We start from the raw sequence: 26419 nt of genomic DNA on the forward strand, positions 1-26419 counted from the left end.
TGAGACAAATTGAGGAATGCGCTAACATTCCTCAATTCTGTTGCTAAAAAAGTAGAAAATCATTTCAGACTAGATTATTAACTATTTAACAACTAACTACAAATGTATCAAAAAGCTTGTAGCATAGGTTCGTTGTGTCGAATTTTATGCATAAAAAAAAGTCTAAATATTATGAAAATATCTGTCTTGCTGTTATTTCTGGGGATATTTTCAGTGTCTGCAAAATCTTACGGACAGGAGACTAATGTTACGTTTAATTTGAGTAATGTCACAGTGAATGAGGTCTTTGATGCGATTCGCGCCCAAACGGATTATTCCTTTTGGTATGACCTGAAAGACGTAGATGTAAATCGTGTTGTCTCAGTGGAAGCCGAAAATAAGTCGGTTAAACACGTGCTGGAAAGTATTTTTAAAGATAAGAATGTGGATATCCAATTGGTTGATAACCACATTGTCCTCAGAGCGAAAAGTTCACAACCGGGCCGTCCGGCAACTGCACAGGCACACCGGGTTACAGGAGTTGTGAAGGATCATATGGGAGACCCTGTTATCGGGGCGAATATTGTTGAGAAAGGAACGACTAATGGAACGATCACCAATATAGACGGACGTTTCTCTATTGAGGTATCTCCTGGTGCAACCTTGATTATTTCTTATATCGGTTATCTGTCAAAAGAAATTCAGGTAAATAACCAAAGAAATATTCAGGTTAATCTGGTGGAAGATACGCAGACATTGGGTGAAGTGGTTGTTGTTGGGTTCGGTTCTCAGAAAAAGGAGAACTTGACGGGAGCTGTTTCGCAGGTGAAAATGACGGAAGTGCTGGGTTCGCGTCCGGTGACGAATGCGATGAGTGCCTTGCAAGGAACTATGCCGGGGTTGCAGATTACCGCCAATAATGATGCGGCAGGTCCGGGTTCGTCCAAGAATTTCAATATCCGTGGTACGACTTCAATTAACGGAGGAGGTCCGTTGGTGCTGATCGATAACGTGCCTGGTGATATCGATATGTTGAATCCGGAAGATATAGAAAGTGTTTCGGTCTTGAAGGATGCTGCTTCTTCTGCTATTTACGGGGCACGTGCCGCTTTTGGTGTAATATTGGTTACAACGAAGAAGGCACAGAAAGGGCAGCGGTTCCAGGTGAATTATAATAATAATTTCGGGTTCCAGTCTTCTATCAACGAACCGGGTATAGCCAATGGTATGCAATGGTTGCAGGCTTATAAAGACGCCCAGTTTGGTTCCGGAAGTTATTTTGCAGGACAGGATATCGATACTTGGATTAAATATCTGGGAGCCTATCAGCAGGATCCCAGCCAGTTTAAAACGTACGGGGATGGTATTTATACGGATCCGGAAACAGGTGTGAACTATTATTTGAATGAAAAGAATGTTTATACGAACATGTTCGATAATTTCGGCTTTTTACAGAACCACAATGCTTCGCTGAGCGGAGGCGGTGAGAAGATTACTTATCGTATGTCGTTGGGATATAATAAAGAACAGGGTATTTTGAAAACAGATAAAGATTCGTATAAACGTGCATCTGCCAGTGCCTATGTCTCCGCTGATATCACTTCCTGGCTTACTCAATCGGCCGATGTCCGTTATGCGCAAAGCACGAAAAATATGCCGATCACGTCATCTTCGTCTACGCTTTATGATATGCGTAAACCGAGCCTTTATCCGGAAGGTTATCTGATTCTGCCTGACGGAGAGGAACTGTTGACGGATACGCCGCAAAACTTGTTGAAGTTGGCTACAGATAACAGGACGATCAGGGATAATACCCGTTTGATGTCGAAAACGGTCGTGAAACCGTTGAGTGGCTTGGAAATGGTTTTTGAGTATACCTTTGATAAAGTGGTGCAGAACAACCGCCAGAACCGGGCTATCATGGATTATGCCAATATACAAATGGCTAAAATGCAAACGGCGGCAAACTCTTCTTTACAGGAGATAAATGAAGCAACCGATTACCATGCGATAAATGCTTATGCTACTTACACCCGTACGTTCAACGAGAAGCATAATTTGACGGCAATGGTCGGATTCAATCAGGAACATAGCAAATATACGAAACTGACTGCTTACGCATACGATTTGATAAATGATCAGGTGCCCTCATTCAACACGGCAACCGGCGAGACAAAAACGATTACGGATCAGTATCGTGAATATTCCGTGCGTGGGGCATTCTATCGTTTGAATTACGATTATGAAGGGCGTTATCTGTTTGAGGCGAACGGACGTTATGACGGTTCGTCTAAGTTCCCGAAGAAAAGCCGTTTCGGTTTCTTCCCTTCTTTCTCCGTTGGCTGGAATGTCGCCCGTGAAGCCTTTATGGAGTCGACTGCCGGATGGTTGGGAGAATTAAAGCTGAGAGGCTCGTGGGGGCAGATCGGTAACCAGGCGATCGATCCTTATCAGTTTACACCGGTTATGTCGGCATATCCGGCAAACGAAGTGAACTGGATCGTAAACGGAGATAAACCGGTTACAATAAAAGCACCGGGACTGGTTAGTGATAACTTTACCTGGGAAACAGTGGAAACATTGGACTTTGGTGTGGATATCGCTTTGCTGAATAACCGCTTGCGCGGAACTTTCGACTGGTATCAGCGTGATACAAAGGATATGTTGGCTCCCGGATTGGAACTGCCGGCTTTAGTCGGGGCGTCCGCTCCTTTACAGAATGTGGCGGATTTACGTACGAAAGGATGGGAGTTGAGCCTGAACTGGCGGGATAAGATCGGTAACTGGGGATATAATGTCGGTTTTAATCTGTATGATTCGCGTACGACTGTTACAAAGTATGATAATGAATCGTTTGTCTTGCAGAACAGTAATGGAGAGAATAATTACTATACCGGTTATGAGATCGGAACAATATGGGGATATGTGACAGACGGATATTATACCGTAGATGATTTTGAGGATACGAATACCTGGAAACTGAAAGAGGGGGTTACCTCTATTAATGCTGTAAACCCACGGCCCGGTGACATAAAGTTCAAGAATCTGCGTGATGATGACGATAGTGTGAACCGAATCGATGCTGGCGACGGGACATTGATGAATCCGGGAGATCGTCAGATCATCGGTAACAATAAGATACGTCTCCAGTATGGTATTAATCTGGGTGTTAATTATAAAGGATTTGACCTGAATGTGTTGTTGCAGGGTGTCGGTAAACGTGATGTCTGGATAAGCGATGCCCGCAGATGGTCGTTTGCTTCCGGCCAGTTCGGACAGATTTTCGACGATCAGCTGGATTATTGGAAACCGATCGATCCGGATAATGGCAATTGGAACCCGGTAAATCCGGATGCTGAATATTTCCGCATTTACAACCAGCGTGAAAATTCCGGTTCGAATACACGTGCACAAACGAAATACCTGTTGAACGGGGCCTATCTACGTGTGAAAAACATCACATTCAGTTATACATTCCCGAAGACATGGATGGATGTTATTCATCTGAATGCGTTGAAGGCTTTTGTGAGTTGTGAAAATTTACACACATTCTCCTCTTTGCCTAAAGGGTATGATCCGGAACGTCTTTCCTGGGGATATCCTTTCTATCGCACCGTTTCGTTTGGTATAAATGTCACACTTTAAATTAGCAGGAAAATGAAAAAAATAATATATTCTTTGATGATTATGGCAGGATTGGCTGCCATGCCGGGGTGTAATGATGATTTCATGGAACATTCTCCGAAGGATTCATTGACCGAAGAAACTGTATTTTCAACCTACAGTACGTTCAAGACATATGCGTGGGGATTGTATAATGTATTTACGAATGGTAATATGTTGCGGCGTCCGGGGACGGGAGGTTCCTATGCCAGTGCCGTATCTTATCAGGGAGATATCAATGCGGGTTATCTGATGCGCCGGTTGGGTAGCGGGAACAGTTATGCTTTCCAGACGATAACGGATGCGGCTTCCGGCAACGGATGGAATTTCTCTTTTGTCCGTAATGCCAACCTAATGCTGGATAATATAGATAATTCTTCTATGAGTGATGTCGATAAGGAACATTGGCGCTCTGTCGGTTACTTTTTTCGTGCTTATTATTATATGGAACTGATCGCCCGTTTTGGCGATGTGCCTTGGGTAGAGCATATCCTGGGTGATAGTGATACCGAAGTGGCTTATGGTCCGCGTACTCCGCGTAAAGAAGTGGCGGACAAGGTTCTGGAAAACTTATTATACGCTGAACAACATATAAAACCGGAAGGCGACGGGGATAACACGATCAATGTGCATGTTGTACGTGCATTGATCTCCCGTTTTGCCTTATTTGAAGGAACCTGGCGGAAATATCATGAACTGGGCGATTATGAGAAATATTTTGATGCCTGTATCAAAGCATCCGAAAGTCTGATGGCTGCCTATCCGACGGTACACAGCAGTTTCGGGGAAATGCTGACCTCTGACCTGGCAGGTGTTCCGGGAGTGATCCTGTATCAGGAGTATGTTCCTAAGATTTTTACAAATTATGTGCTGACACATGTGGAACGGACTTCCACCCATAATGTGGAAATGCCCCAGCACATTGTCGACATGTATCTGTGTGAAGACGGAAAACCGATTTCTACCAGTAGCTCCTATGAATGGGGAAAAACGGATAAAACGATGTATTCAACATTTCGGCATCGTGATTACCGTTTGTTGGAGACAGTCGCACCACCCTATAAAGTTGTTCGTAAAAACAATAACAATTCTTGGGAATATACGGATAATCCGGCTGATAAAGAGTATATGGACTTGATGGGGATTACCACTTATACCGGATATGGAGGTGGAAACGGGGAAGCTGGCAAGCATAAGGTTTTTCCTCTGATGAACTGGTCGGCTTCTGTATTGGAAGGCATCCCTCATTTCTCGACTAATAATTGGGGGCAAGGTTTCATTGTAGCCCGTAGCGGTAATTATGTATACCGTTATTATAATGTATGGGATGATTCTCGTGAAAATCAGGGGACAACCGATGTCCCTTTATTTAAGATTGAAGAAGTCCTGCTGAACTATGCGGAAGCCAAATTCGAGAAGGGAGAGTTTAATCAGGGAGTAGCTGATGCAACCATTAATAAACTGCGGGTAAGGGCAAAGATTGCCAGTATGACGGTCAGCGAGATCAATGACAGCTTCGACCTGGCTCGGGACCCGTCGGTAGCTCCGGTTCTTTGGGAGATTCGTCGTGAACGGATGGTGGAACTGATGGGCGAAGGTTTTGGCTTTTACGACATACGGCGTTGGAAAAAAGCGGAATGGTTTGTAAACAAAGTACAGTACGGACAATGGGCGACTAAAGAGCAGATTGGTAACAGCGGGCAGTTTATTGATTTGAATACAGGTTTTGCCGATGCCTCCGGAAAAACAGAGGGATATGTATATATGTATAATGATCCGGTAAAAACAGGTAAAGGCTGGCTGGAGAAATACTATCTGTATCAGATTCCTACTAATGAAATTGCTCTGAATCCGAATTTGAAGCAGAATCCGGGCTGGAATTAGAAGAAAAAACTTTCAACTCTTTGTTTATTAAAAAAAAACCTCTATCTTTGCAGCCCGAATTGATATGTAAGATAATAATAAATAAATATATAGAAAGATGAAAAGAACATTCCAACCTTCCAACAGAAAAAGAAAGAACAAGCATGGCTTCCGTTCTAGAATGGCTACTGCTAATGGCCGTAGAGTATTAGCATCTCGTCGTGCTAAAGGAAGAGCTAAATTAACTGTATCTGACGAATATAACGGATAATCCCCGTTAGAAGAAATTAGTATAAGAAAGTAGAGGTTTTTGCTAAAAAGCCTTTACTTTCTTTGTTTTAACGGCTTTGTTTTCTATTTTTGATCCCGCCTACAAAAACAAACAGAGATGAATAACTTTTTTGTTAAACTGATAAAGAATCCGTACGTCTTGAACCTGCTGCTGGCAGTGGTCGTGACGTGTGGCCTGATCTATGGTGCTTTGAAATGGCTGGATCATTATACACGGCATAATGAGGCTGTTGTAGTTCCGGATGTGAAGGGACTGAAGATAGAAGAAGCCGCTGAATTCTTCAAAAATAACAACCTGCGTTATAATGTGATCGACTCGGTATTCTCTAAAGACGTGGAACCGGGAGCTATCGTCGAGCTGTCTCCATTGGCCGGCTCGAAGGTGAAAGAAGGACGTATCGTTTTTATCACCGTGAATGCTTTGACCTCGCAGATGGCAACAATTCCGGAAGTGGAAGACCTGTCATTCCGCCAGGCGTATGCGCTTTTAAAAGCCCGCGGGTTTGAAAATGTGGAGATCGAGTATGTTCCGGGTGACTTCAAGGATCTGGCAGTTTCTGTCGATCTGCGTGGACGGGCGTTGGCAAAAGGTGAGCATGTTCCGCTTACGGCACCGCTGGTGCTGAAGGTGAGCAGCGGTGAAGCCGAGATGCATCCCGACTCTTTGTCGATCGACTCCCTGTCGACGATGCCCATCGAATCATTGGATAGTGAAGAAGAAAACTGGTTTTAGCTATGGATGAATTTTTCGACGAAATGGATGATGAACAGGTTGATGACCTGTTAGAACAGAACGAGGAGGATGTTCCCCGGCTGTATGAACATTTCCGCTTCGTTGCCGATCGCGGGCAATCCTTGTTGCGGGTAGATAAATTCCTGGTAGACCGGATGATGGGGGCCACCCGTAACCGGATACAGTTGGCTGCCGATGCCGGTTGTATCATGGCAAACGGCAAGCCGGTAAAAAGCAATTACCGGGTGAAACCGGAGGATGTCGTGACTATTATGATGTCTCGTCCCCGTCGGGATTTAGCAATTATTCCTGAGAATATTCCTATAAAGATTATTTATGAAGACGATGATTTGCTGGTGGTTGATAAACCGGCAGGTCTGGTCGTGCATCCGGGTCATGGCAATTATACCGGTACGTTGGTAAATGCCTTGGCATGGTATTTAAAAGATGATCCTACTTACGATCCGAATGATCCGGCGTTAGGACTGGTTCACCGTATCGACAAAGATACTTCCGGACTACTGGTTGTAGCCAAGAAGCCGGAAGCAAAGGCGCATCTCAGTATGCAGTTTTTCAATAAGACGACTAAACGCGAATATCGTGCCCTGGTATGGGGCATCGTGAAAGACGACGAAGGCCGTATCGAAGGTAATATCGGACGCGACCCGCGCGACCGGATGCAGATGACGGTATTTCCCGAAGGAGATCAGGGAAAGACGGCCGTTACCCATTACTCCGTGTTGGAACGTCTGGGATATGTGACATTGGTGAAATGCCGCCTGGAGACGGGACGTACGCATCAGATCCGTGTGCATATGAAATATATCGGCCATACGCTTTTCAACGATGAACGTTATGGCGGAAATGAAATATTGAAAGGAACGACTTTTACAAGATATAAACAGTTCGTACAGAACTGCTTTGCTATCTGTCCCCGGCAGGCACTCCATGCCAAGACGTTGGGGTTTGTGCATCCTACTACCGGCGAGGAAATGTTTTTTGATTCCGAAATTCCGGCCGATATGACACAACTGATAGAAAAGTGGCGGGTATATGCAAATACTAAAGAGATATAAAAATGAAAAAGAACATTGCTATTGTAGCCGGAGGAGACTCCTCTGAAATTGTTGTTTCATTAAAAAGTGCAGAAGGAATCTACTCTTTTATTGATAAAGACAAATATAATTTATATATTGCCATCGTTAAGAAGGGCGAATGGGCGGTAAAACTTCCTGGAGGGGAACATACACTAATAGACAAAAATGATTTTAGTTTCCGTGAGAATGGCGAAGTAAAGCATTTCGACTTTGCTTACATCACTATTCACGGTACTCCGGGTGAAGACGGACGGTTGCAGGGATATTTCGATTTGATAGGCATGCCTTATTCTTCATGCAGTCAGTTGGTGAGCGCTTTGACCTTTAATAAATTTGTTTGTAATAATTATTTGCGTAGCTTTGGCATCAGAGTCTCTGATTCCATCCGTTTGTTCAGAGGACAGACAGTTACGGACGAAGAGGCTGTGAGCCGTTTGGGATTGCCGATATTTGTGAAACCCAATGACGGGGGAAGCAGTTTCGGTGTTACAAAGGTGAAGGATGCTTCACAATTACAACCGGCTATAGCTAAGGCTTTTGCCGAAGGGAATGAGGTCATGTTGGAGAGTTTTATTTCCGGAACAGAAGTGACTTGCGGTTGTTATAAGGTAGGCTGTGGCTCGGGAGCAGCCCGGAAAGAAGTAGTTTTTCCGCTTACCGAAGTAGTTACAAAGAATGAGTTCTTTGATTTTAACGCCAAGTACAACGGGGAGTCTGACGAGATCACTCCGGCCCGTATTTCTCCTGAACTGACGGAGAAGGTACAACGCGAAGCATCAAAGATTTACGATATACTGGGCGCCAAAGGGCTTATCCGGGTGGATTTTATTATTGAGGCAGACGGTGAACCGAAAATGCTCGAAGTAAATACAACACCGGGTATGACAGCTACCAGCTTTATTCCGCAGCAGGTTCGGGCTGCCGGATTGGATATCAAAGATGTCATGACTGACATTATTGAGAACGAACTGCAAAAGGTAGGTAAATAAAATTAAACGATATGGATACAGAAGTTTCCTATAATTTTGACGACATTCGTCCGCTGAACAACAACGAGGTGAAGGATGCAATCGAGGCATTGGTAACCAACGAAGATTTCGAGCGGGCCTTCCGGTACATCAAACCGGATGTAAACTGGAAAGAGTTTTCCGAAACAATGCGTTCTTTCAAGACGAAAGAAGATTTTAAATCGAAGCTGGCTTATGAGGCAGTGATGCTGGTGGCTAACAAGACGACCTTCTCGCTGACGATCTCCGGACGAAGCCGTCTGCCGAAGGATAAAAAGCCTTGTACGTTTATTTCCAATCATCGGGATATTGTATTGGATGCTTCCTTCCTGAATGTCATGTTGTATGATGTAGGTTATGGTATGACACAGGTAGCCATCGGTGATAATCTGATGATCCGTCCCTGGATAGAAACTTTGGTTCGCCTGAACAACAGTTTTATCGTGAAACGTGGTGTTTCCGTACGTCAGATGCTGGATGTAAGCCGTACATTGTCTGCTTATATCCGTCATACGATCAACGAAACGAAAGAATCGATCTGGATTGCACAGCGTGAAGGCCGTGCCAAGGATTCAAACGACCGTACACAGGGTAGCGTATTGAAAATGCTGAATATGAGCGGTGACAAGGATATCGTATCGAATATCATGGATTTGAATATCTTCCCGGTAGCTATTTCTTACGAGTATGATCCGTGTGACTTCCTGAAAGCAAAAGAGTTCCAGATGAAACGCGATGATCCCAATTATGTGAAAAGTCAGCGTGACGACCTGCTGAGTATGGAAACAGGTATCCTGAACAATAAGGGCCGCGTTCATTTTACATTGACACAGCCTATCAATGATCAGCTAGCTGCTTTGGATAAGGATATGGAAAAGAATGAACTGATCGCTACTATCGCAAACATCATAGACAAGGAAATCTATAAACATTACCGTTTCTATCCTTGTAATTACGTAGCATACGATATGTTGACAGGTACAAAGCGTTTCAGTAGTAACTACGGTTTAAGAGACAAAAAACACTTTGAAGAATATTTGCAGGGACAGTTGGATAAAATTGTATTGCCAAACAAGGATGAAGCCTTCCTGCGTACAAAGATTCTGGAAATGTATACCAACCCATTGAAGAATCACCTGGCAACTCAGGAATAAGATAGAAAGAAATCCATATAAAAATATGAATAGCAAAAGGTGTCCCGGAAAGGATGCCTTTTGTTGTTTATAAGTGAGTTCTGTTTAGGGAACCGTATCCTGTTTTTCTCTATAGGGTATGGTCGAATACCCTATATTCCGCCCCTCGTTACCTTATACCCAGTTGTATGGTGGGCTATAGGGTAAATGATTGTAAATCAGCTAGTATTAAAAGATAGGGACAGAAAAGGACAAAAAGGACACCGCCACATTTTCAGAAAGTGAGTCCCTTATTTTTTACGAAGTTTAAGTTTGGCAATAAAGGCTCGAATATGAGGTAGCGCATATTTTTTGAAATAGAAAATAAAATCATTAATATCATTGGATGGTTGATAATGAATATATTCTATTTTTGTTATACTATTTTTTCTACTTCAGCCATATGATTCACTTTTTCCAAAGATAAAAAAAAGAAATGAAAAGAACAAGTATAATAGTATAGAAATAGGGCGTTCCGATTAAATTAAAAGAAACGAATGTGACAGTGCAAGAACGAACCCTAAAATATGTGAAGCGTAGGGTATGCAGAGAGCCTTGCTTTCTGAAAATGTGGCGGTGTCCTTTTTGTCCTTTTCTGTCCTATTTGCTTAATAGATGTTGATTATCAATGATCTCATTTTCTTTTACCGTGCAACAGGGTGTATGTATTTTTACCTGTTTTCTTTTGCATATTTTGACGGGCTAACTCCAAACTGTTTGATAAATGCAGACCAGAAATAAGATTGCGAACTGAATCCTACTGCATCCGATATCTCATATATCTTCATATTTCCCTGTAGCAATAGTTCGGCTGCTTTCTTTAAACGGCTGATTTTAATCAGTTCATTGGGAGTAAGATCTGATATGGCACGGATTTTACGGTACAGTGTCGGGCGGCTCAAGTGCATCAGGTCGGCGATCATGTTTACATCCAGGTCCGGATTACCAATATGTTCGTTGATAATCTCATTCAATTTTTCAAGGAAACCTTCGTCTGCTTTGGTGTAAGCCATCGATTTCATGTTGGCGATCGGTGAGTTGAAATAGAACTTACGGATATTGTCCCGGTTTGATAACAGATTTGAAATTTGTGCCATCAGCAAGCTGGTGGAAAACGGTTTGTCTATATAAGCATCTGCTCCGAGTTCCAACCCTTCCAGGCGTGACTGCATGGTATTTTTTGCTGTTAATAAAATGATCGGGATATGGCTGAATTCAATATCCGCTTTTACGTGTTGGAGGAGGGCAAAGCCATCCATTACCGGCATCATGACATCGCTTATAATAAGTTGTACACTCTGTTTTTTCAACCAGTCCAATGCCTCGGAGCCATTACCGGCCACCAATACATTATAGTTCTCATTGACCTCGTCTGCGATGAAAGCACTCATTTCCTTATTGTCTTCAACGATCAGGACGGTCGGACGCCCCTCTTCGCAGGTATAAGTTATTTTAGGAAGGGATGTCTGTGGCTGAGATTCCTCGTCTGTTGTTTTTACTGCTCCGGTTTGTTTTACCGGCAGGGTGATACGGAACATTGTCTGGTTGTTTTGGAAGTCAACCAATTCAAGTATTCCATGATGCATTTCGGCTAGCGAGCGAGCTAATGGTAATCCCAGACCGGTCCCTGGCTTGTCTTCATTCCCTTTGATACGGTAGAAAGGTTCGAATATTTTATCCCTCATATCGATAGGAACGGGAACCCCGTCGTTGATAAAGTCGATCATGAATGTTTCGTAATCGGAAGATAGATGCAAGCGCACCACGATGCTCTTGGCTGCATACTTAACGGCATTCGAAAACAGGTTGCTCATTATCTTGGTGAGAGCTTCGCGGTCAACAAAAACATATAGCTCCTGTACAGACAGATCCAGATTTAACAGGAGATTATTCTCCGTGGCTATATCCTGAAAGCGTTTGGCGGTCTCGGAAAGGAGCGAAACGACTTCCGTGCGGACAAAGTTCAGACGATAACCTTCGATCTCTGTTTTCCGGAAATCCAGCAACTGGTTGACGAGTGATAACAGGCGGGATACATTTTTATCCATCAGTATCAGTGAGTTATTCTCTTTTTCTCCGATCTTGTCCGATTTCAGCAGGCGCTCCAGCGGATTCTTGATCAGCGTGAGTGGCGTGCGGATCTCATGTGCGATGTTGATAAAGAAGTCTATCTTTGCCTGGTAAAGTTCTTTCTCTTTCTTGCTTTCAAATATCTGCATGTTGTATGCCATATTCCTTCTTTCTTTCTTTTGCCAGGAAAAGATCAGGTAAATAATCATTACAAGGAAGAAGAAAGCATAAATTACATAGGCTGTAGTGGATGTCCACCAGGGAGGGAGTACCGTGATATGCAGTCGGGTAATATCATCCCCCCAGCTATTGGCAAGATTGGCTGCTTTTACTTCAAATGTATAGCTGCCCGGATGCAGATCGGTGAAGTAAACGATGTTACGTTCTCCGAGTGAAATCCAATCCCTGTCGAGGTTAACCATCCGGTAAGCGTATTGCACCGAACCGGGAGCTATGAAGTTGAGAGCTGAGAAATTGATATTGAAAGACGATTCTTTATGATTCAGTGTAATGCTTTTGACTTCCGATACGGCTGAACTGTTGATAACTTTTCTTCCGTCCGCTCCGTTCTGTATATCCAGGGAACTGATATGTACGTCCATCTTTTCGTCTGCCGGACGTACATCCGTCGGTCTGAAGTGTATAAATCCTTTCACTGTACCAAAATAAAGGGTACCGTCTTCATCTTTGAAAGCTGAGTTATAATTGAACTGCCGGGTAACGAGGCCGTGTGCTTCCGTGTAGGTAGTGATTTCTTCGGTCTGTGTGTTAAGGCGAACCAATCCGTTTGCGGTACTGATCCAGATATGATTATTATCATCGGGGAGAATACGGAAAGCAACGTTACTCGGCATACCGTTTTTCACCGTATAATGTAATGATTCGCCGGTCTGAAAGTCATATTTGATCACTCCTTCCACCGTGGCAAACCACATATTGCCGGACTTGTCTTCACAGGCATCGTTTACTGAATTGTGGCGCTGGGTGTTCAGTTTATCATATTGGAGATACATACCGCTATTGCTGATCGTATTGAAATAATAGCTGCGGTTGAACATGCCGAGCCATATCTTTCCGACCCGGTCCTCATACAGGCAGTTGACGGCGAATGGCGGGAATTGGGTAGCATAGACAAAGCGATCGTTCAGGTAATCGTAACGGAAAATGCCGTCTTCCGTTCCGACCAGTACTTCTCCTTCACGCAAGACCTTGATGCATTTGACGGTACTGTTCTTTACCGTTTGTGCATCTTTCAGCAGGTCGTAGTGTTTGATTACTTTCCGGGTCCGTATATCCATCAAGTCGATACCGTGTATCACATGACCTATCCACAGGTTATCCCCGGAGGCCGCCAATCCCCGGATATTAGTGTGTGAAAGACTTTTCATGCCGGGGACAGGCTGGTAGTTGGTGAAAGTCCCGGTTTTCTTTTCCAGGCAATTGATGCCGGCGTCTTCTGTCCCTACCCAGATATTCCCGTAGATGTCTGTACAAATGTCGCGTATTACTTCTCCTTTCAGCGAATGCGTTTCGTTCCAGGGATAATATACATTGAAAGGACGGAAGGGAGAGTAGTAGTTCACTCCGTTCTGGTGGAAGCATATCCAGACCCCGTCTTCGCGGTCTTTAAACAAGGCTGAGACAAAATGGCTGGATAGTGCATAGGGGTCCAACGGGTCCTGCCTGATACGTTTGCAGGTTCCGAGGTCCAGGTCATAGATGAACAGGCCCGAGTCGGTTCCGATCCAGAGTTCTTTCTGGTTTTTTTCAAGGAAACAGTTGATCAGGATAGTCAATTGATTTTTTTCCTGAATATTCAGGTCCTGATAGGTTTTTGAAAGAACATTGAATATTTTCACGTCATCATGCTCAAATGCCACATAGATGTTGGCAGAAGAAGGAGAGGGGGATAGCATGGATAACTTCCGGGAGGTAGTGGCAGGTGAATGGGCAAACAGGTTGTGCGATTCCAGACTGCCGTCTTCCGGGTTCAACAGAGAGATAAAGCCTTCCGAATCACCCAGCCAAAGGGAATTGTCTGCCATGATACAAAAGGAGGTATAGGTCTGTCCGTTATTACCGGCAAAGATATGAAACTGTCCGTCGGATACATTATATTGTATCAGTGTTCCGTCCATGAGCAACCACAGCTGATTGTTTTTATCAAACCGGAATAGGTCGATCCCTTTGTTTTTTGTGAAAGGAACATGCAGAAATGATTCTTTGGCCTCATTGTACTGGTATAGCCCGGAAAGGGTACCCACCCATAAATTCCCGTCACGGTCGCAGTCCAGATGTGTGATCCAGTTGTTGCCGAGCGATTCCGGGACGTCCGGGTCATTCCGGAATACTTTAAATGTATAGCCGTCAAAGCGGTTCAGTCCGTCACGCGTCCCGATCCATATATAGCCGCTTTTATCCTGCACGCAACAGGTCACCATATTATCGCTTAACCCGTTTTCCACCTGGTAATGGCGGAAGAGATAGTTGCTTTCTTCTGCAAAAAGCCAGCAGGAACAAGACAGGAAAAGTATAGATAAGATCAACTTCAGATAGCTCATATATAAGTTTGTTGTTTGACACTGCAAGATATGCAAAATTGTATTACCAGTTTTCATTTATTGTATCACGGATTTCAAAAATCGTATCATACCGGGTGAGAACAGCACAGAATGAGATGATTAGAGGAATTAATGCAACCGGAACAAACAGACTTTTCTTTTGATAGGGAGTACTTTTGAGCAACGATTGGAAAACACAACAAGAAACCTTTTTATATTACTATCATGAGTACACTACATTTTAATACAGGAATAGGAACAAAGATTCAACTTTGTCTGATGATGTTTTTGCAGTACATGCTGAGTGCTGTCTGGTGGGTGCCGCTGGCAGCTTATTTGTCTCACACGCTCAAGCTGGAAGTGTATCAGGTTTCTTTAGTATTAAGTGCAATGGCTATCGGTGCAATGGCCTCTTCGTTTATCGGAGCAATTGCCGACCGCTATTTTGCCGCAGAGAAGATTTTGGCAGTTTTGAATATTTTAACGGGAGTTTTCCTGCTGCTGGCTGCTCAGCAGCAGGATTTTCCTCCTCTCATGTTCTTTGTTGTAATGGCGATGCTTTGTCACATGCCGACACAGAGTCTGACAAGTACGATTGCGATGAGCCACGCTCCTTCCGAGCAGTTCCCGCGTATACGTATGTTCGGTTCGGTCGGATGGGTAGCTTCGGGGATTTTCAGTCTGGTAGCTATCCATCTGTTGGGGATGGAAGCGTTCGATGATACGAACCTGCCGATGTATTGCGGAGCGGGTGTCTGTTTCATTGCTGCTTTTGCCAACCTGACACTTCCGCATACTCCTCCGTCGGTGGCAAAGAGTACAAAGATATCGGTGATGGATATTACAGGATTCTCCGCTTTTTCTTTGATGAAAGATAAGAATTACCGTGTGTTTATGATTCTTACATTCTTGTCGATCATCCCGTTTACGCTTTACCATGTATACGGTTCCATGATTCTGGCGGACGAACAGGTACGAAATATCACAGTGACGATGAACTTCGGGCAATTGGCAGAGATGTTTTTCCTGATAATTACCACGACTATTCTGGTAAAATCGGGTATTAAGAATACATTGATATTTGGTATGGCTGCTATGTTGGTTCGTTACGGGGCCTTTTTCTTTGGGGCAGAAACAGGGCAGCAATGGTTCTATTATATCGGTATTATTGTGCACGGTTTGATTTTCGGATTATTCTATGTCGGCGGACAGGTCTATACCGATAATGTGGCACCGAAGGAGATGAAGGCACAGGCGCAGGGATTACTTTTCTTCCTGGTCTGGGGGATCGGTTTCCTGATAGGAACTTTGTGGAACGGATGGTTGATCGGTCAGTTCCGTGACGGCGACAAATGTGACTGGCCGGTATTGTTCCTAATCTCTTCGGCTTGCACGGCGGTATTGCTGTTTTTATTCATATTCCTGTTTAAGCCGGTAAGCCTTAAAACTGTCGATAAATAATACGCATTTAATTCTCAAGACTATATATATTTTTTACGCCAAACATGAAAAAGGGGATGACAAAGGTCATCCCTTTTTTATTCTATGGGGGGAGTGTGTTTCTTAACATAGATCTTTCGGTGACATACTGTCACTCAAATTACTATCTTTGGCTCAAAGGCTGTATGAAACGCTTACAGTCTGACAAAAACAATTAAATCAGAAATAGTATGAGACCGGAAGATTACATCACCCGTGAGGGGAAGTTTGGTGCACACAACTATCATCCCCTACCTGTCGTTCTCGAAAAAGGAGAAGGCGTATTTGTGTGGGACGTGGAAGGCAAACGTTATTTTGATTTCCTGTCCGGTTATTCCGCCCTGAGCCAGGGGCATTGTCATCCTAAAATCATCAAAGCATTAACCGAACAGGCGCAGAAGCTGACACTCGTATCGCGTGCATTTTACGCAGATATATTGGGTGAATATATGGAGTTTGCCTGTAAGTTCTTCGGCTACGACAAACTGTTACCGATGAATACCGGAGCAGAAGCGGTCGAGACCGCCCTGAAGCTGGCACGCCGCTGGGGATACCGCATCAAGGGTATCGCTCCCGAAAAAGCAAAGATTATTGTTTGCAGCGAGAACTTCCACGGGCGGACGATTACAATCATCTCGATGAGTACCGACCCGAGTTCCTATGAAGACTTCGGACCATACACGCCGGGTTTTATTAAAGTACAATATAATAATGTAGAAGCATTGGCAGAAGCATTGCAAGATCCCGATGTAGTCGGTCTCCTGTTGGAGCCGATACAGGGAGAGGCAGGCGTAGTTGTTCCCGATGACGGTTATCTCCGCCGGTGCTACGACCTCTGCAAACAACATAATGTCCTGTTCATTGCAGATGAGATACAGACCGGTATCGGTCGTACCGGGAAACTGCTGGCTTGCGATTATGAGAATATTCATCCGGATATCCTGATATTGGGCAAGGCTCTTTCAGGAGGTGTGACTCCTGTTTCCGCTGTACTGGCAAACGATGAGATTATGCTGACGATTGCTCCGGGCGAACATGGTTCCACTTATGGCGGAAACCCGCTGGCTGCTGCCGTCGGTATTGCTGCATTGGAGGTGGTGCGCGATGAATATCTGTCTGAAAATGCTTATGCAATGGGTGAACTTTTCCGTAGTGAAATGGAAAAGATAGACAATCCGATGGTCAAACAAGTTCGTGGTAAAGGATTACTGAATGCCGTAGTCACCGAACCGCATGACGGAAAGGTTGCCTGGGATATCTGCCTCGCACTGAAAGAAAACGGCCTGATAGCCAAGCCGACGCACGACCATATTATCCGCTTCACCCCACCTCTGATTATTACCCGTGAACAGATGATGGAGGCGGTAGGTATTATAAAGGAGACGTTTGCTCGGTTTTGATAATAATCGTAATAAATTATCATATGAAAATAAACGTAATAGGAGTCCTTCTGAACCTGGGTTGTGACCGGGAAGGCGTTGAACGGGCCCCGAACCATCTGCGTGAACGGGGATTGATGCAGGTTATCCGGAAGAATGGGCATCGTGCCTTTGATTTGGGCAACCTCTATGTCCCGCTTGTGTCGGAAGCGGATAAGTTTGCCCGGAGCAAGAGTATGAAATACCTCGATGCGATAGTGGAGGTGAACAATAACCTGGCGGAACTGGTCTATGATACGCTACGCGGAGGAGCTTTCCCGCTGGTTATCGGTGGCGATCATTCACTTGGGCTGGGGAGTGCCTCCGGGGTTGGAAAAAGTTTTGATGATTTCGGTATCATCTGGCTGGATGCACACGGCGATCTCAATACGAATGAAACTTCTCCCAGCGGAAATATCCACGGTATGCCGTTGAGTGCTTTGATGGGCATGGGTAGCGAGGAACTGGTCAATATATACGGACAAGGGAATAAGGTGAATCCGCAGAATGTTTTTCTGGTAGGTACCCGTAGCCTGGATGAAGGAGAGTTGGCATTGATAGACCGGGAACATTTAAGTGTCTACACGATGGAAACGATCCGTCTGAAAGGCATCGGCTTTGTAGCGGAAGATATTAAACGGAAACTGAAGGAAAGGAAAATACGCAACGTCCATTTCAGTATCGATGTGGACAGTATCGACCCCCGCTTTGCTCCGGGAACGGGAACGCGGGTCAGCGAAGGTCTGATCCCCGACGAGTTTAAAGATTTTGTGGAACATATGCTATCTACGAACCTGATAAAGTCGATGGACCTGGTCGAGCTGAATCCCGATCTGGATACAAATGACCTGACAACCAATCTCTGCCTCGATATTATTGATTATATAACCGCCCGGCTCTGACCGCACTGCCGGAAAGAGATAAAAAAAGGTGCCGCATCTGCTAAAAGATGCGGCACCTTTCTTGTTAACCTGGAAACTACTTTCTATCTTGCCTGGAAGCCCCTTTCTAGCCTGCCTCGAAAGGAGGTTCTAGGTAGGCTAGAATTTTTATTCTTCCTGTCCTCCTCCCAAAGCATGGTAGAGGTTGATGACACCTTGTATTTCGTCGAAGCGGTCAGCCGCCTGGGAAAGTTCGGCCTGCAACAATGATTGTTGGGCAGTCAGCACTTCCAGGTAGGTGATATTTCCGTGGTCCATCAGCAACTGCGTGCTTTTTACGGCCTTTTGCAGGGAAACGATTTGCCGGTCAGCCAGTGTGATGCGTCCGCGTGCCGTCTGCCACTGGGTCAGGGCGTTGTTCACTTCGCTACCCGCATTCAGGATGCTTTGCTGGAAAGCCAGTGAGGCTTCTTCCTGCTGCGCTTTCGCAATCTTCAGTTGGGCGATGTTGGCACCTTTGTTGAATAACGGCTGCGTCAGCGAACCGATAGCCTGCAACAACAGACCGCCGGGATTCGCGATGATGCCTCCTCCGCTGTTGGTCCATCCGGCCACACCGCTCAGGTTGATGTTCGGATAGAAAGCGCTCCGTGCCCCGTTCGTTGTATAAAACGCCTGTGCCAGCGAGTATTCTGCCTGCCGTACGTCCGGACGGTTACCCAGGAGGGCGAGCGGAACGCCGGTCGACAATGTTTCGGGAAACTCCTGGCGGTCCAGGTTGCCCCGTTCCACCCGCTGCGGTACTTCTCCGAGTAGGTTGGAAAGGCTGTTCTCCATCTCATTAATCTGTTGGCGCAAGGTCAGGAGGGAGGCTTCTACGCTGAGGCTGTTCGCTTCTGACTGCGAGACGGCGGCTTCGTTTGCCAGGCCTGCCTTTTTCAATGCCTGCATGGCTTGTACATTCTCTTTCCAAAGAGAGGCCGTCCGTTCACTGATGACAAGTTGTTTGTCGAGCAATAATAAAGTGTAGTAGGAGTTGGCTATAGTGGCTATTAGCTGTGTCCGGACGGCCTGTTTGTATGATTTGGTTTGTTCGAGAGCTGCCTGCGCACTTCTTTTGGCGTTTGTCAGTCTCCCGAATATATCTATTTCCCAACTTGCTGAGGCCGCCAACTGATAACTTTTGGCGGCTTTCGAACCGTCGAAACTGCTGATGGTACCCTGCGGAGTCAGGTTAAGAGCCGGCAGGTAAGCCAGGCGCGACGTCATCAGGGCGGCTTCGGCCTCCTGTACCCGCAGGTGGGCGGTGCGCAGGTCGGTGTTGTTTTCCAACCCTTTCTCAATTAGTGCCTGCAACTGAGGGTCTGTGAAAAGTTCCCGCCAGTCGAGATTGCCGATGTTTGTCGTATCCGTAACCGGCGCCTCCTCCCTGAAGAGGTTGTCAGGGACGGAGGTTTCCGGTTGGTAGGATTTGTAGATGCCGCACCCGCTCAGTAGCGAGAGGGTGGCGACAGATAATAGAATGATATTATTTTTCATCTGCTTATTTTTCTTTCTTTTTACTATCGAGATATTCTTTCCGCTCGGCAGTTACTTCTTCTACTTCTTCCTGAATCTGCCAGTCGTGTGTCGGTTCGAACTGTATCGGGCGCACTTTCTCCTGCAAATACTGGAATACAATGAACAGCGAAGGAACGACGAACAGCAGGGCGAGCGTTCCGATCAGCATACCGCCGACAGCACCTGTTCCCAACGAACTGTTACCGTTTGCACCTACACCGGTCGCTACAACTAGCGGGAGCAGACCGAAAATCATCGTCAACGCCGTCATCAGAATCGGACGCAGGCGAACTTTGGCGGCAGACAGCGCGGCCGAAGTCAGACTCATACCGGCTGCACGGCGTTCGGTTGCATATTCGGTTAATAAGATCGCCGTCTTTGCCAGAAGTCCGATTAGCATAATCAAACCGGTTTGCAGGTAAATATTATTCTCCAACCCCATCATTCTTGCAAACAGGAAGCTCCCCATCAGACCGAATGGTACTGAAAGGATCACGGCAAACGGGATCAGGAAGCTCTCGTAAAGCGCACTCAGGATCAGGTAGATCATCAGGATACAGATGGCGAAGATCACGGCTGTCGTATTGCTTTCCTGGTTCTCTTCGCGGGTGATACCGGCAAAGTCATAACCGTAGCCTTTCGGCAGGCTGGTTGCCGCTACTTCTTTTACGGCATTGATGGCATCACCGGAACTATATCCCGGCGCCGGCATCGCATTAACCCCGATCGAGTTGTACATATTGAAACGGCTCAGCGATTCGGCGCCGTATACCTTTGTCAGGTTCACGAACTGGCTTAACGGCGCCATTTCGCCGTTTGCCATACGTACGAAAGTATTATCCAGTGAAGACTCATCCAGACGATAATCCGGGGAAGCCTGTATCATCACCTTATACACTTTCGAGAAGCGGTTGAAGTTAGATACATATTGTCCTCCGTAATAACCTGACAGGGTGCTCAGAACGGCATCCGGAGTGATACCGGCACGCTTACATTTAGCTGCATCTACCGTCACTTCCCACTGCGGGTAGTTGATGGAGAAGGTTGAATAAGCGGCTGCAATTTCCGGGCGTTCGCGCAAGGCTCCCAGATATTGTTGTGTTGTATTGAAGAAATCAGTCAGATCGCCTCCTTTTTTATCCTGCATATACATTTCCAGCGCATTACCCATACCGTAACCGGGGATCATACCCGGCGACATGGCGAAGACAGTTGCATCCTTGATGTCGGCAGTCCGTCCGTATACTTGGTTGATAACCGATTGTACATGGTCTTCCTTATCTGTACGTTCATCCCACGGTTTCAGTTTGATGATGAACATACCGAATGAGTTTCCTTGTCCGGATATCAGTCCGTAACCGGATACTTTGTTATATTCCTTGATCTGCGGCAGGTCTTTGATACGGTTCTCGATGTTGGTCATCACGTCGTTGGTCGTAGCCAGTGAGTTGCCGGCAGCTGTTGTAACGTTGACGAACAATACACCCTGGTCTTCGTCCGGCACCAGACTGGTCTTCGTCGTTTTCATCAGGAAGAACAACAGGACAACCGAGCAGGCCAGCATCGACCACATCAGCCATCTGCGTTTGATAAAGAAGAGTACACCCTTCTTGTATTTGGCGATTAGGACGTCGAAAGCAGTATTGAACGCTTTACGGAAACGGGAGGCAAAGTTATTCTTTTGCGAACCGTCCTCATTGATATACGGTTTCAGTATCAGTGCGCATAATGCCGGGCTCAATGTCAATGCATTGATCGCCGAGATACCTACGGCAACCGCCATCGTCAGACCGAACTGTGTATAGAATGTACCTGACGTTCCGCTCATGAACGATACCGGAATGAACACGGCCATAAACACCAGTGAAGAAGAGATAATGGCGGCACTGATCCCGCTCATGGCATCCATACTGGCCATGTACGAAGATTTATACCCGACGTCGAACCGGGCCTGTACCGCCTCGACGACGACGATGGCATCGTCGACCACCGTACCGATCACGAGAACGAGTGCAAACAAAGTAATCAGGTTGATACTGAATCCGGCAATCGACATGAATGCGAATGTACCGATCAGCGACACGATGATACCTACCAGCGGGATCAGGGTCGAACGGATATCCTGCAGGAAAATGTATACCACCAGGATAACCAGTAAGATCGCTTCGATCAATGTCTTTATCACCTCGTGGATGGAAGCGAACAGGAAGTCGTTCGAGCTCATCATCTGTACGATCTCGACACCTTTCGGCAGGTCTTTGCGTGCTTCGTCGAGGAAAGCGTCGATTTGCTGGTTTACCTCGGTCGCGTTGGAACCGGCTGTCTGGAATACCATACAGGAAACGCCGACATGCCCGGTCAGTTCACCGATGTAAGAGTAGTTTTCACGTCCCAGTTCTATTTCTGCTATATCTTTCAGTTTCAGTACTTCACCGTCTTCGGTCGAACGGATCACGATATCCCCGAATTCTTCCGGCTGTATCAGACGGCCTTTGTACTTCATCGTGTATTGGTAGGTCTCCGTAGAGTTCTCACCGAATGCACCGGTAGCCGATTCTATATTCTGTTCGGCCAGAACGGCGGTCACATCCGAAGGGATCAGGTTATATTGAGCCATCACGTCCGGTTTCATCCAGACACGCATACTGTAATCTCCACCCATTACCATCAGTTCGCCGACACCTGAGATTCGGAGGATTTCCGGTTTCAGGTTAATGCTCAGGTAGTTGGCTAGAAAGCCTTCGTCGTATGAGTCGTCCGGGCTATAAATCGAGAAGATCTGCAACATGCTGGTTTGACGCTTAGTTGTAGTGACCCCCACTTGAGTCACTTCTGCGGGTAACTGACCGGTGGCTTTGGACACACGGTTCTGTACGTTTACGGTTGCCATATCCGGATCGGTACCTTGTTTGAAGTATACCATGATGGATACCGTTCCGGCATTGGTTGCCGTAGATGTCATGTAAGTCATGTCTTCAACGCCGTTTATGGCCTCTTCCAGCGGGGCGATCACACTCTTTTGAAGTGTTTCGGCACTGGCTCCGAAATAAGTGGTACTTACCATGACGGTAGGCGGTGCGATATCGGGATATTGTTCGACGGGCAGGCTCGTCAATCCGATGATACCCATGAATACTATCACGATAGAGATAACGGCTGATAGTACCGGGCGTTCTATAAAGGTTCTTAATTTCATATTCCTTCTTTCAATTATTGTTTAACCTGAATCGGGGTTCCTTCACGCAACAAACCTACGCCTTCGGCAACAATCATGTCACCCGGCTTCAAGCCATCGTTCACGATATATTCCTGTCCGCCGTTTACACGGGTGACATTCACCTGGGCAGAGGTTGCTTTGCCGTCTACCACCTTATAGACATATACTTTGTCCTGTATCTCGAAAGTCGCCGTCTGCGGAATTACGATACTGCCGGATTTCTCGGTAGACAGGATGATGTTACCGGAGTTGCCGCTGTAAAGTATGCCGTCTTCATTCGGGAATACGGCACGCAGGCTTACGGTTCCCGTACTGCGGTCAATTACACCGCTGATGGTCTCCACTTTTCCTTTTACGGGGTAAACGGATTTATCGTTCAGTTGTAATTCCACTTCCGGCATCATTTCCAGCACTTTCTGTTTGGAGCCGTACTGGCGGGTAAGTCCCAGTAGTTGGTTTTCCGTCAGGGAGAAGTAGACATACATGTCCGAATTGTCCGAAACCGTAGTCAACGGCTTAGGCAGACTGGCGCTGACCAGTGCTCCGACGCGGTAGGGGAGTGTTCCGACAACTCCATTCGACGGACTTTTCACCTCTGTATAGGACAGGTTATTGCGGGCATTCAGTTCCAGGGCTTTCATCTGTGCCAGTTGGGCCTTGGCACTTAGCCAGGAGTTTTCGGCAGTCTGTAGGTCGAAAGCGGAGACTACATTTTGTGCATGTAATTCTTTTTTGCTGTCTAACGTCAGTTTTGCAGTGCTTAACGCTGCTTCTGCTGCTTCCACATTGGCTTGGGCTGTCTGTAAAGCCGCCTGATAAGGCACCTGGTCGATTACAAACAATAATTGTCCTTTGCGTACAGCCTGCCCTTCTTCCACACATAATTGAGTGATAAAACCTGAAACCTGCGGATAGATGTCGATGTCCTGACGTCCGCGGATAGTGGCAGAATAGAGACTGCTCAGGGTTTTGTCGGTTGTAGACACTTTTAGTACTTTGTACTCATTGTTCACCATCATGGCCGGCTGTTCTTTACATGAGCTGGCAACAAGGCATAAGAACCCTACCCCGATGCCACCCAGGCATCTGGTAATTAAATTTTTCTTCATTTCTACGTACTTATTTTATTTATAATCCCGGCAGCCGGATTGTTCCAAAATAAAAAACATCAATAGGGTGATATTCAAGTGAGAATAGTTTGTTACTCTTTGATATTTACTGCCTTAACTAATAACCGGTGCAAATGTCCGACTTTTTCTCAAATGAAGTGTGGTTGAAAATTGAATATTGTTGTTCCAAAATTGAACAGGGAATATCACACGAAACCATTTTGCTGACGTCAGCAAAATGGTCGGGATTGCTTTCAGATATATTTTTTATCTTTGCCGTTCATAGAAAATTATTCATGGAACAATCCGTTTTGCAGTTAACTATTGAGGACTTGCTTTCTTTTGGTATGAATTCCAAGTCCTATCAGGATAAATTGATTATTGTCGAATTTAGTGGCGGCGACCATAAGAATCCGGGATTCAAGGAAGGGGCTTCCATCCGGTTAGATGCATTTTCTATTTTTCTGGTCCGGCAGGGAGAGATTGATATTACGATAGATGATTTTACCTATCATTTGTCGGATAACCTGCTGTTGGATATTATGGATATGCATTCGGTAAAGGATTTCCGTATTTCTCCTGATTTCAGGGGATACCACCTGATTATCGAGCGAAATTTGTTTTCGGAGATTATGCTGAACAGTCGCCGTATGCCCGCTGCCTATATTGCTTCCCGGCATAGCCGCCCGATACAGAAACTGAATGAGGAAGAAGGCGTCTTGCTGGAAAAATGTCTGCACCGTATCGAACGGAATATTGAACGTACGGAACATGCCTGGCAACGGGATATTATTATGAATGAACTTCGCGGTTTTCTGCTGGAAATGAATAATATCGTTTACCAGGCCAACCGCGGAAATGTCAGTCCGAATCCTCCCAGCCGCGATTTGCTGTTGTTCCTGTTTATCCAGTTGCTGAACAAACATTGCCGGACAGAACATTCCGTCTCTTTTTATGCCGGCGAGTTATGTATTACTCCCGAATATCTTTCACGCATTATGAAAAGTTTCAGTGGAAAAACAGTCAACCAATGGATTAGCGAGGCGCTGATACGTGAATCCGAGATTTTGTTACGTAATCCGGACCTTACAATCCAACAGGTTGCAGATATGCTGAACTTTTCCGACCAGTCTTCGTTCGGAAAGTTCTTCAAAAAGCACCGGGATATTTCTCCGTTGGCATTCAAACGGCAATTTGCAAAAGACTAGGAAAGTTTTTTGCCTTTTGAGCTTTTGTCTATTGATTATCAAAATGATATTTATGTGTGGGGTGGATGAATTGTACGGGCTGGCGGGAATGTTGGTTTGTTTTTATGAGCCTCTCGTGAGGTTGCTTTTGCTCGTTGTGTCTTGATTATTGTGCTAACTTTAGCAGAATGCTGCATATTGTTTATGAACTATAGCTAATCTGTTATGTTTTCTGTTGCTATGTTGATATATTGCTATTCGCTGTGGATGTTGGTTTTTGGTTGATCTGGAAATAAAAACTGCCTAAAAACATGTAATTTTCTCTTTTAATAGTACTGATAGTTGTATTGCGGATGTCTTAATTAACAAATTTTTTGTCTAAAAAAGGCGCAATTTCTACTACAACAAAATTTTATCTCGTTTTAAACGAAGTTCGAATTTGTTTAAAACAAAATTTAATTCGTTTAAAACGAGATAAAAAGTAGCTATTAAATAATCTATGTGTTAATAAATGTGTAATGGGCTTTTTCTGGAATGACTAAATGGAAAATAAGTCTGTTTTCATTTAGGGCTGTTGTCTGCCATAATGTTTGTATATGTCTTATTCTATTGTCGTTTTGTTTTTTATATAAACGGGTTATAATTATAGAAAACGACTTTATTTTCTTTCAGTGATTTTTTGACATCGATCAATCGCTGGTTACTGCTGCCTCGGAACAGGAGGCTTTCGTCATGGAGGGCTTGTTTGAATTTGCCGTCTACCAGAACGTCTACATATTGAAGCAGTGCGGCCTGTTTCGGGTTTTCCAGCAGTCTCTCAAATGTATATCCGGTGTAACACCAGATGTTTTTCCGGCTTTTTTCTTTGATGGCTCGTGCCAGCTTGGTGAATTCTTCCGGCTGAAACATCGGGTCGCCCCCGCTGAAAGTTACGTCTGCAAAATCGTCTGCGAGAACCTTTTCCAGTATCTCTTCAGTAGGAACAGGTCGGCCCTTATTGATATCCCACGATTCAGGGTTATGGCAACCCGGACACTGGTTTGGGCAGCCGGCAGCGTAGATAGCGGTCCGGAATCCCGGACCGTCTACAGTCGTATCTTCTATAATATCAATAATCGATAACATCGTATTT

The 26419-nt window shown here is 45.3% G+C and carries 16 protein-coding genes; 11 read left to right on the forward strand and 5 right to left on the reverse strand.

Annotated features, from left to right (window positions below):
- Positions 1–171: 171 nt before the first annotated feature.
- The 7 genes from C825_RS04115 to C825_RS04145 all read left to right on the forward strand — a co-directional run bounded on the left by C825_RS04115 (position 172) and on the right by C825_RS04145 (position 9787).
- Positions 172–3624, forward strand: a complete 3453-nt coding sequence (locus tag C825_RS04115) for a TonB-dependent receptor (protein WP_010801501.1) — start codon at positions 172–174, stop codon at positions 3622–3624.
- 12 nt (positions 3625–3636) lie between these two features.
- Positions 3637–5526, forward strand: coding sequence for a RagB/SusD family nutrient uptake outer membrane protein (locus C825_RS04120; protein ID WP_010801502.1), 1890 nt, complete (start codon positions 3637–3639; stop codon positions 5524–5526).
- A gap of 97 nt (positions 5527–5623) precedes the next feature.
- Complete coding sequence (rpmH, locus tag C825_RS04125) at positions 5624–5776, forward strand: 50S ribosomal protein L34 (RefSeq protein WP_005633099.1); 153 nt, start codon at positions 5624–5626, stop codon at positions 5774–5776.
- A 117-nt stretch (positions 5777–5893) separates the two neighbouring features.
- Positions 5894–6529, forward strand: coding sequence for a PASTA domain-containing protein (locus C825_RS04130; protein WP_007655703.1), 636 nt, complete (start codon positions 5894–5896; stop codon positions 6527–6529).
- A gap of 2 nt (positions 6530–6531) precedes the next feature.
- Positions 6532–7605, forward strand: coding sequence for an RluA family pseudouridine synthase (locus tag C825_RS04135; protein WP_010801503.1), 1074 nt, complete (start codon positions 6532–6534; stop codon positions 7603–7605).
- A gap of 2 nt (positions 7606–7607) precedes the next feature.
- Positions 7608–8615, forward strand: a complete 1008-nt coding sequence (locus tag C825_RS04140) for a D-alanine--D-alanine ligase (RefSeq protein ID WP_010801504.1) — start codon at positions 7608–7610, stop codon at positions 8613–8615.
- A gap of 11 nt (positions 8616–8626) precedes the next feature.
- Positions 8627–9787 (forward strand): 1-acyl-sn-glycerol-3-phosphate acyltransferase, encoded by a 1161-nt coding sequence (locus C825_RS04145; RefSeq protein ID WP_010801505.1) that lies wholly within the window; start codon positions 8627–8629, stop codon positions 9785–9787.
- 689 nt (positions 9788–10476) lie between these two features.
- On the opposite strand, the gene C825_RS04150 is transcribed toward C825_RS04145, so the two are convergent.
- Positions 10477–14436, reverse strand: coding sequence for a hybrid sensor histidine kinase/response regulator (locus C825_RS04150; protein ID WP_010801506.1), 3960 nt, complete (start codon positions 14434–14436; stop codon positions 10477–10479).
- Positions 14437–14661: 225 nt separating this feature from the next.
- On the opposite strand from C825_RS04150, the gene C825_RS04155 reads away from it, so the two are divergent.
- The 3 genes from C825_RS04155 to rocF all read left to right on the forward strand — a co-directional run bounded on the left by C825_RS04155 (position 14662) and on the right by rocF (position 18235).
- Positions 14662–15897, forward strand: coding sequence for an MFS transporter (locus tag C825_RS04155; protein ID WP_007655681.1), 1236 nt, complete (start codon positions 14662–14664; stop codon positions 15895–15897).
- 209 nt (positions 15898–16106) lie between these two features.
- Positions 16107–17315 (forward strand): ornithine--oxo-acid transaminase, encoded by a 1209-nt coding sequence (gene rocD, locus C825_RS04160; protein WP_007655679.1) that lies wholly within the window; start codon positions 16107–16109, stop codon positions 17313–17315.
- Between the two features lie 23 nt (positions 17316–17338).
- Entirely contained in the window at positions 17339–18235 is an 897-nt protein-coding gene (rocF, locus tag C825_RS04165) for an arginase (RefSeq protein WP_010801507.1), read from the forward strand.
- 147 nt (positions 18236–18382) lie between these two features.
- On the opposite strand, the gene C825_RS04170 is transcribed toward rocF, so the two are convergent.
- From C825_RS04170 to C825_RS04180, 3 genes are read right to left on the reverse strand one after another with little or no spacing between them, the layout of a single operon-like run.
- Positions 18383–19753, reverse strand: coding sequence for a TolC family protein (locus tag C825_RS04170; protein ID WP_010801508.1), 1371 nt, complete (start codon positions 19751–19753; stop codon positions 18383–18385).
- A 4-nt stretch (positions 19754–19757) separates the two neighbouring features.
- Positions 19758–22970, reverse strand: coding sequence for an efflux RND transporter permease subunit (locus C825_RS04175; protein ID WP_010801509.1), 3213 nt, complete (start codon positions 22968–22970; stop codon positions 19758–19760).
- Positions 22971–22984: 14 nt separating this feature from the next.
- On the reverse strand, positions 22985–24100 hold the full coding sequence (locus C825_RS04180; RefSeq protein WP_010801510.1) for an efflux RND transporter periplasmic adaptor subunit: 1116 nt from the start codon (positions 24098–24100) through the stop codon (positions 22985–22987).
- Between the two features lie 296 nt (positions 24101–24396).
- Here C825_RS04180 and C825_RS04185 point away from each other — a divergent pair, with 296 nt between their 5' ends.
- Entirely contained in the window at positions 24397–25308 is a 912-nt protein-coding gene (locus tag C825_RS04185) for a helix-turn-helix domain-containing protein (RefSeq protein ID WP_228100131.1), read from the forward strand.
- Between the two features lie 603 nt (positions 25309–25911).
- Here C825_RS04185 and nrdG read toward each other — a convergent pair.
- Positions 25912–26412, reverse strand: a complete 501-nt coding sequence (gene nrdG / locus C825_RS04190) for an anaerobic ribonucleoside-triphosphate reductase activating protein (protein ID WP_007655666.1) — start codon at positions 26410–26412, stop codon at positions 25912–25914.
- Positions 26413–26419 lie beyond the last annotated feature (7 nt).

Origin of the sequence: Parabacteroides sp. ASF519 (genome assembly GCF_000364265.2) — a bacterium.
In the GTDB taxonomy this organism is placed as follows: Bacteria; Bacteroidota; Bacteroidia; order Bacteroidales; family Tannerellaceae; genus Parabacteroides; species Parabacteroides goldsteinii.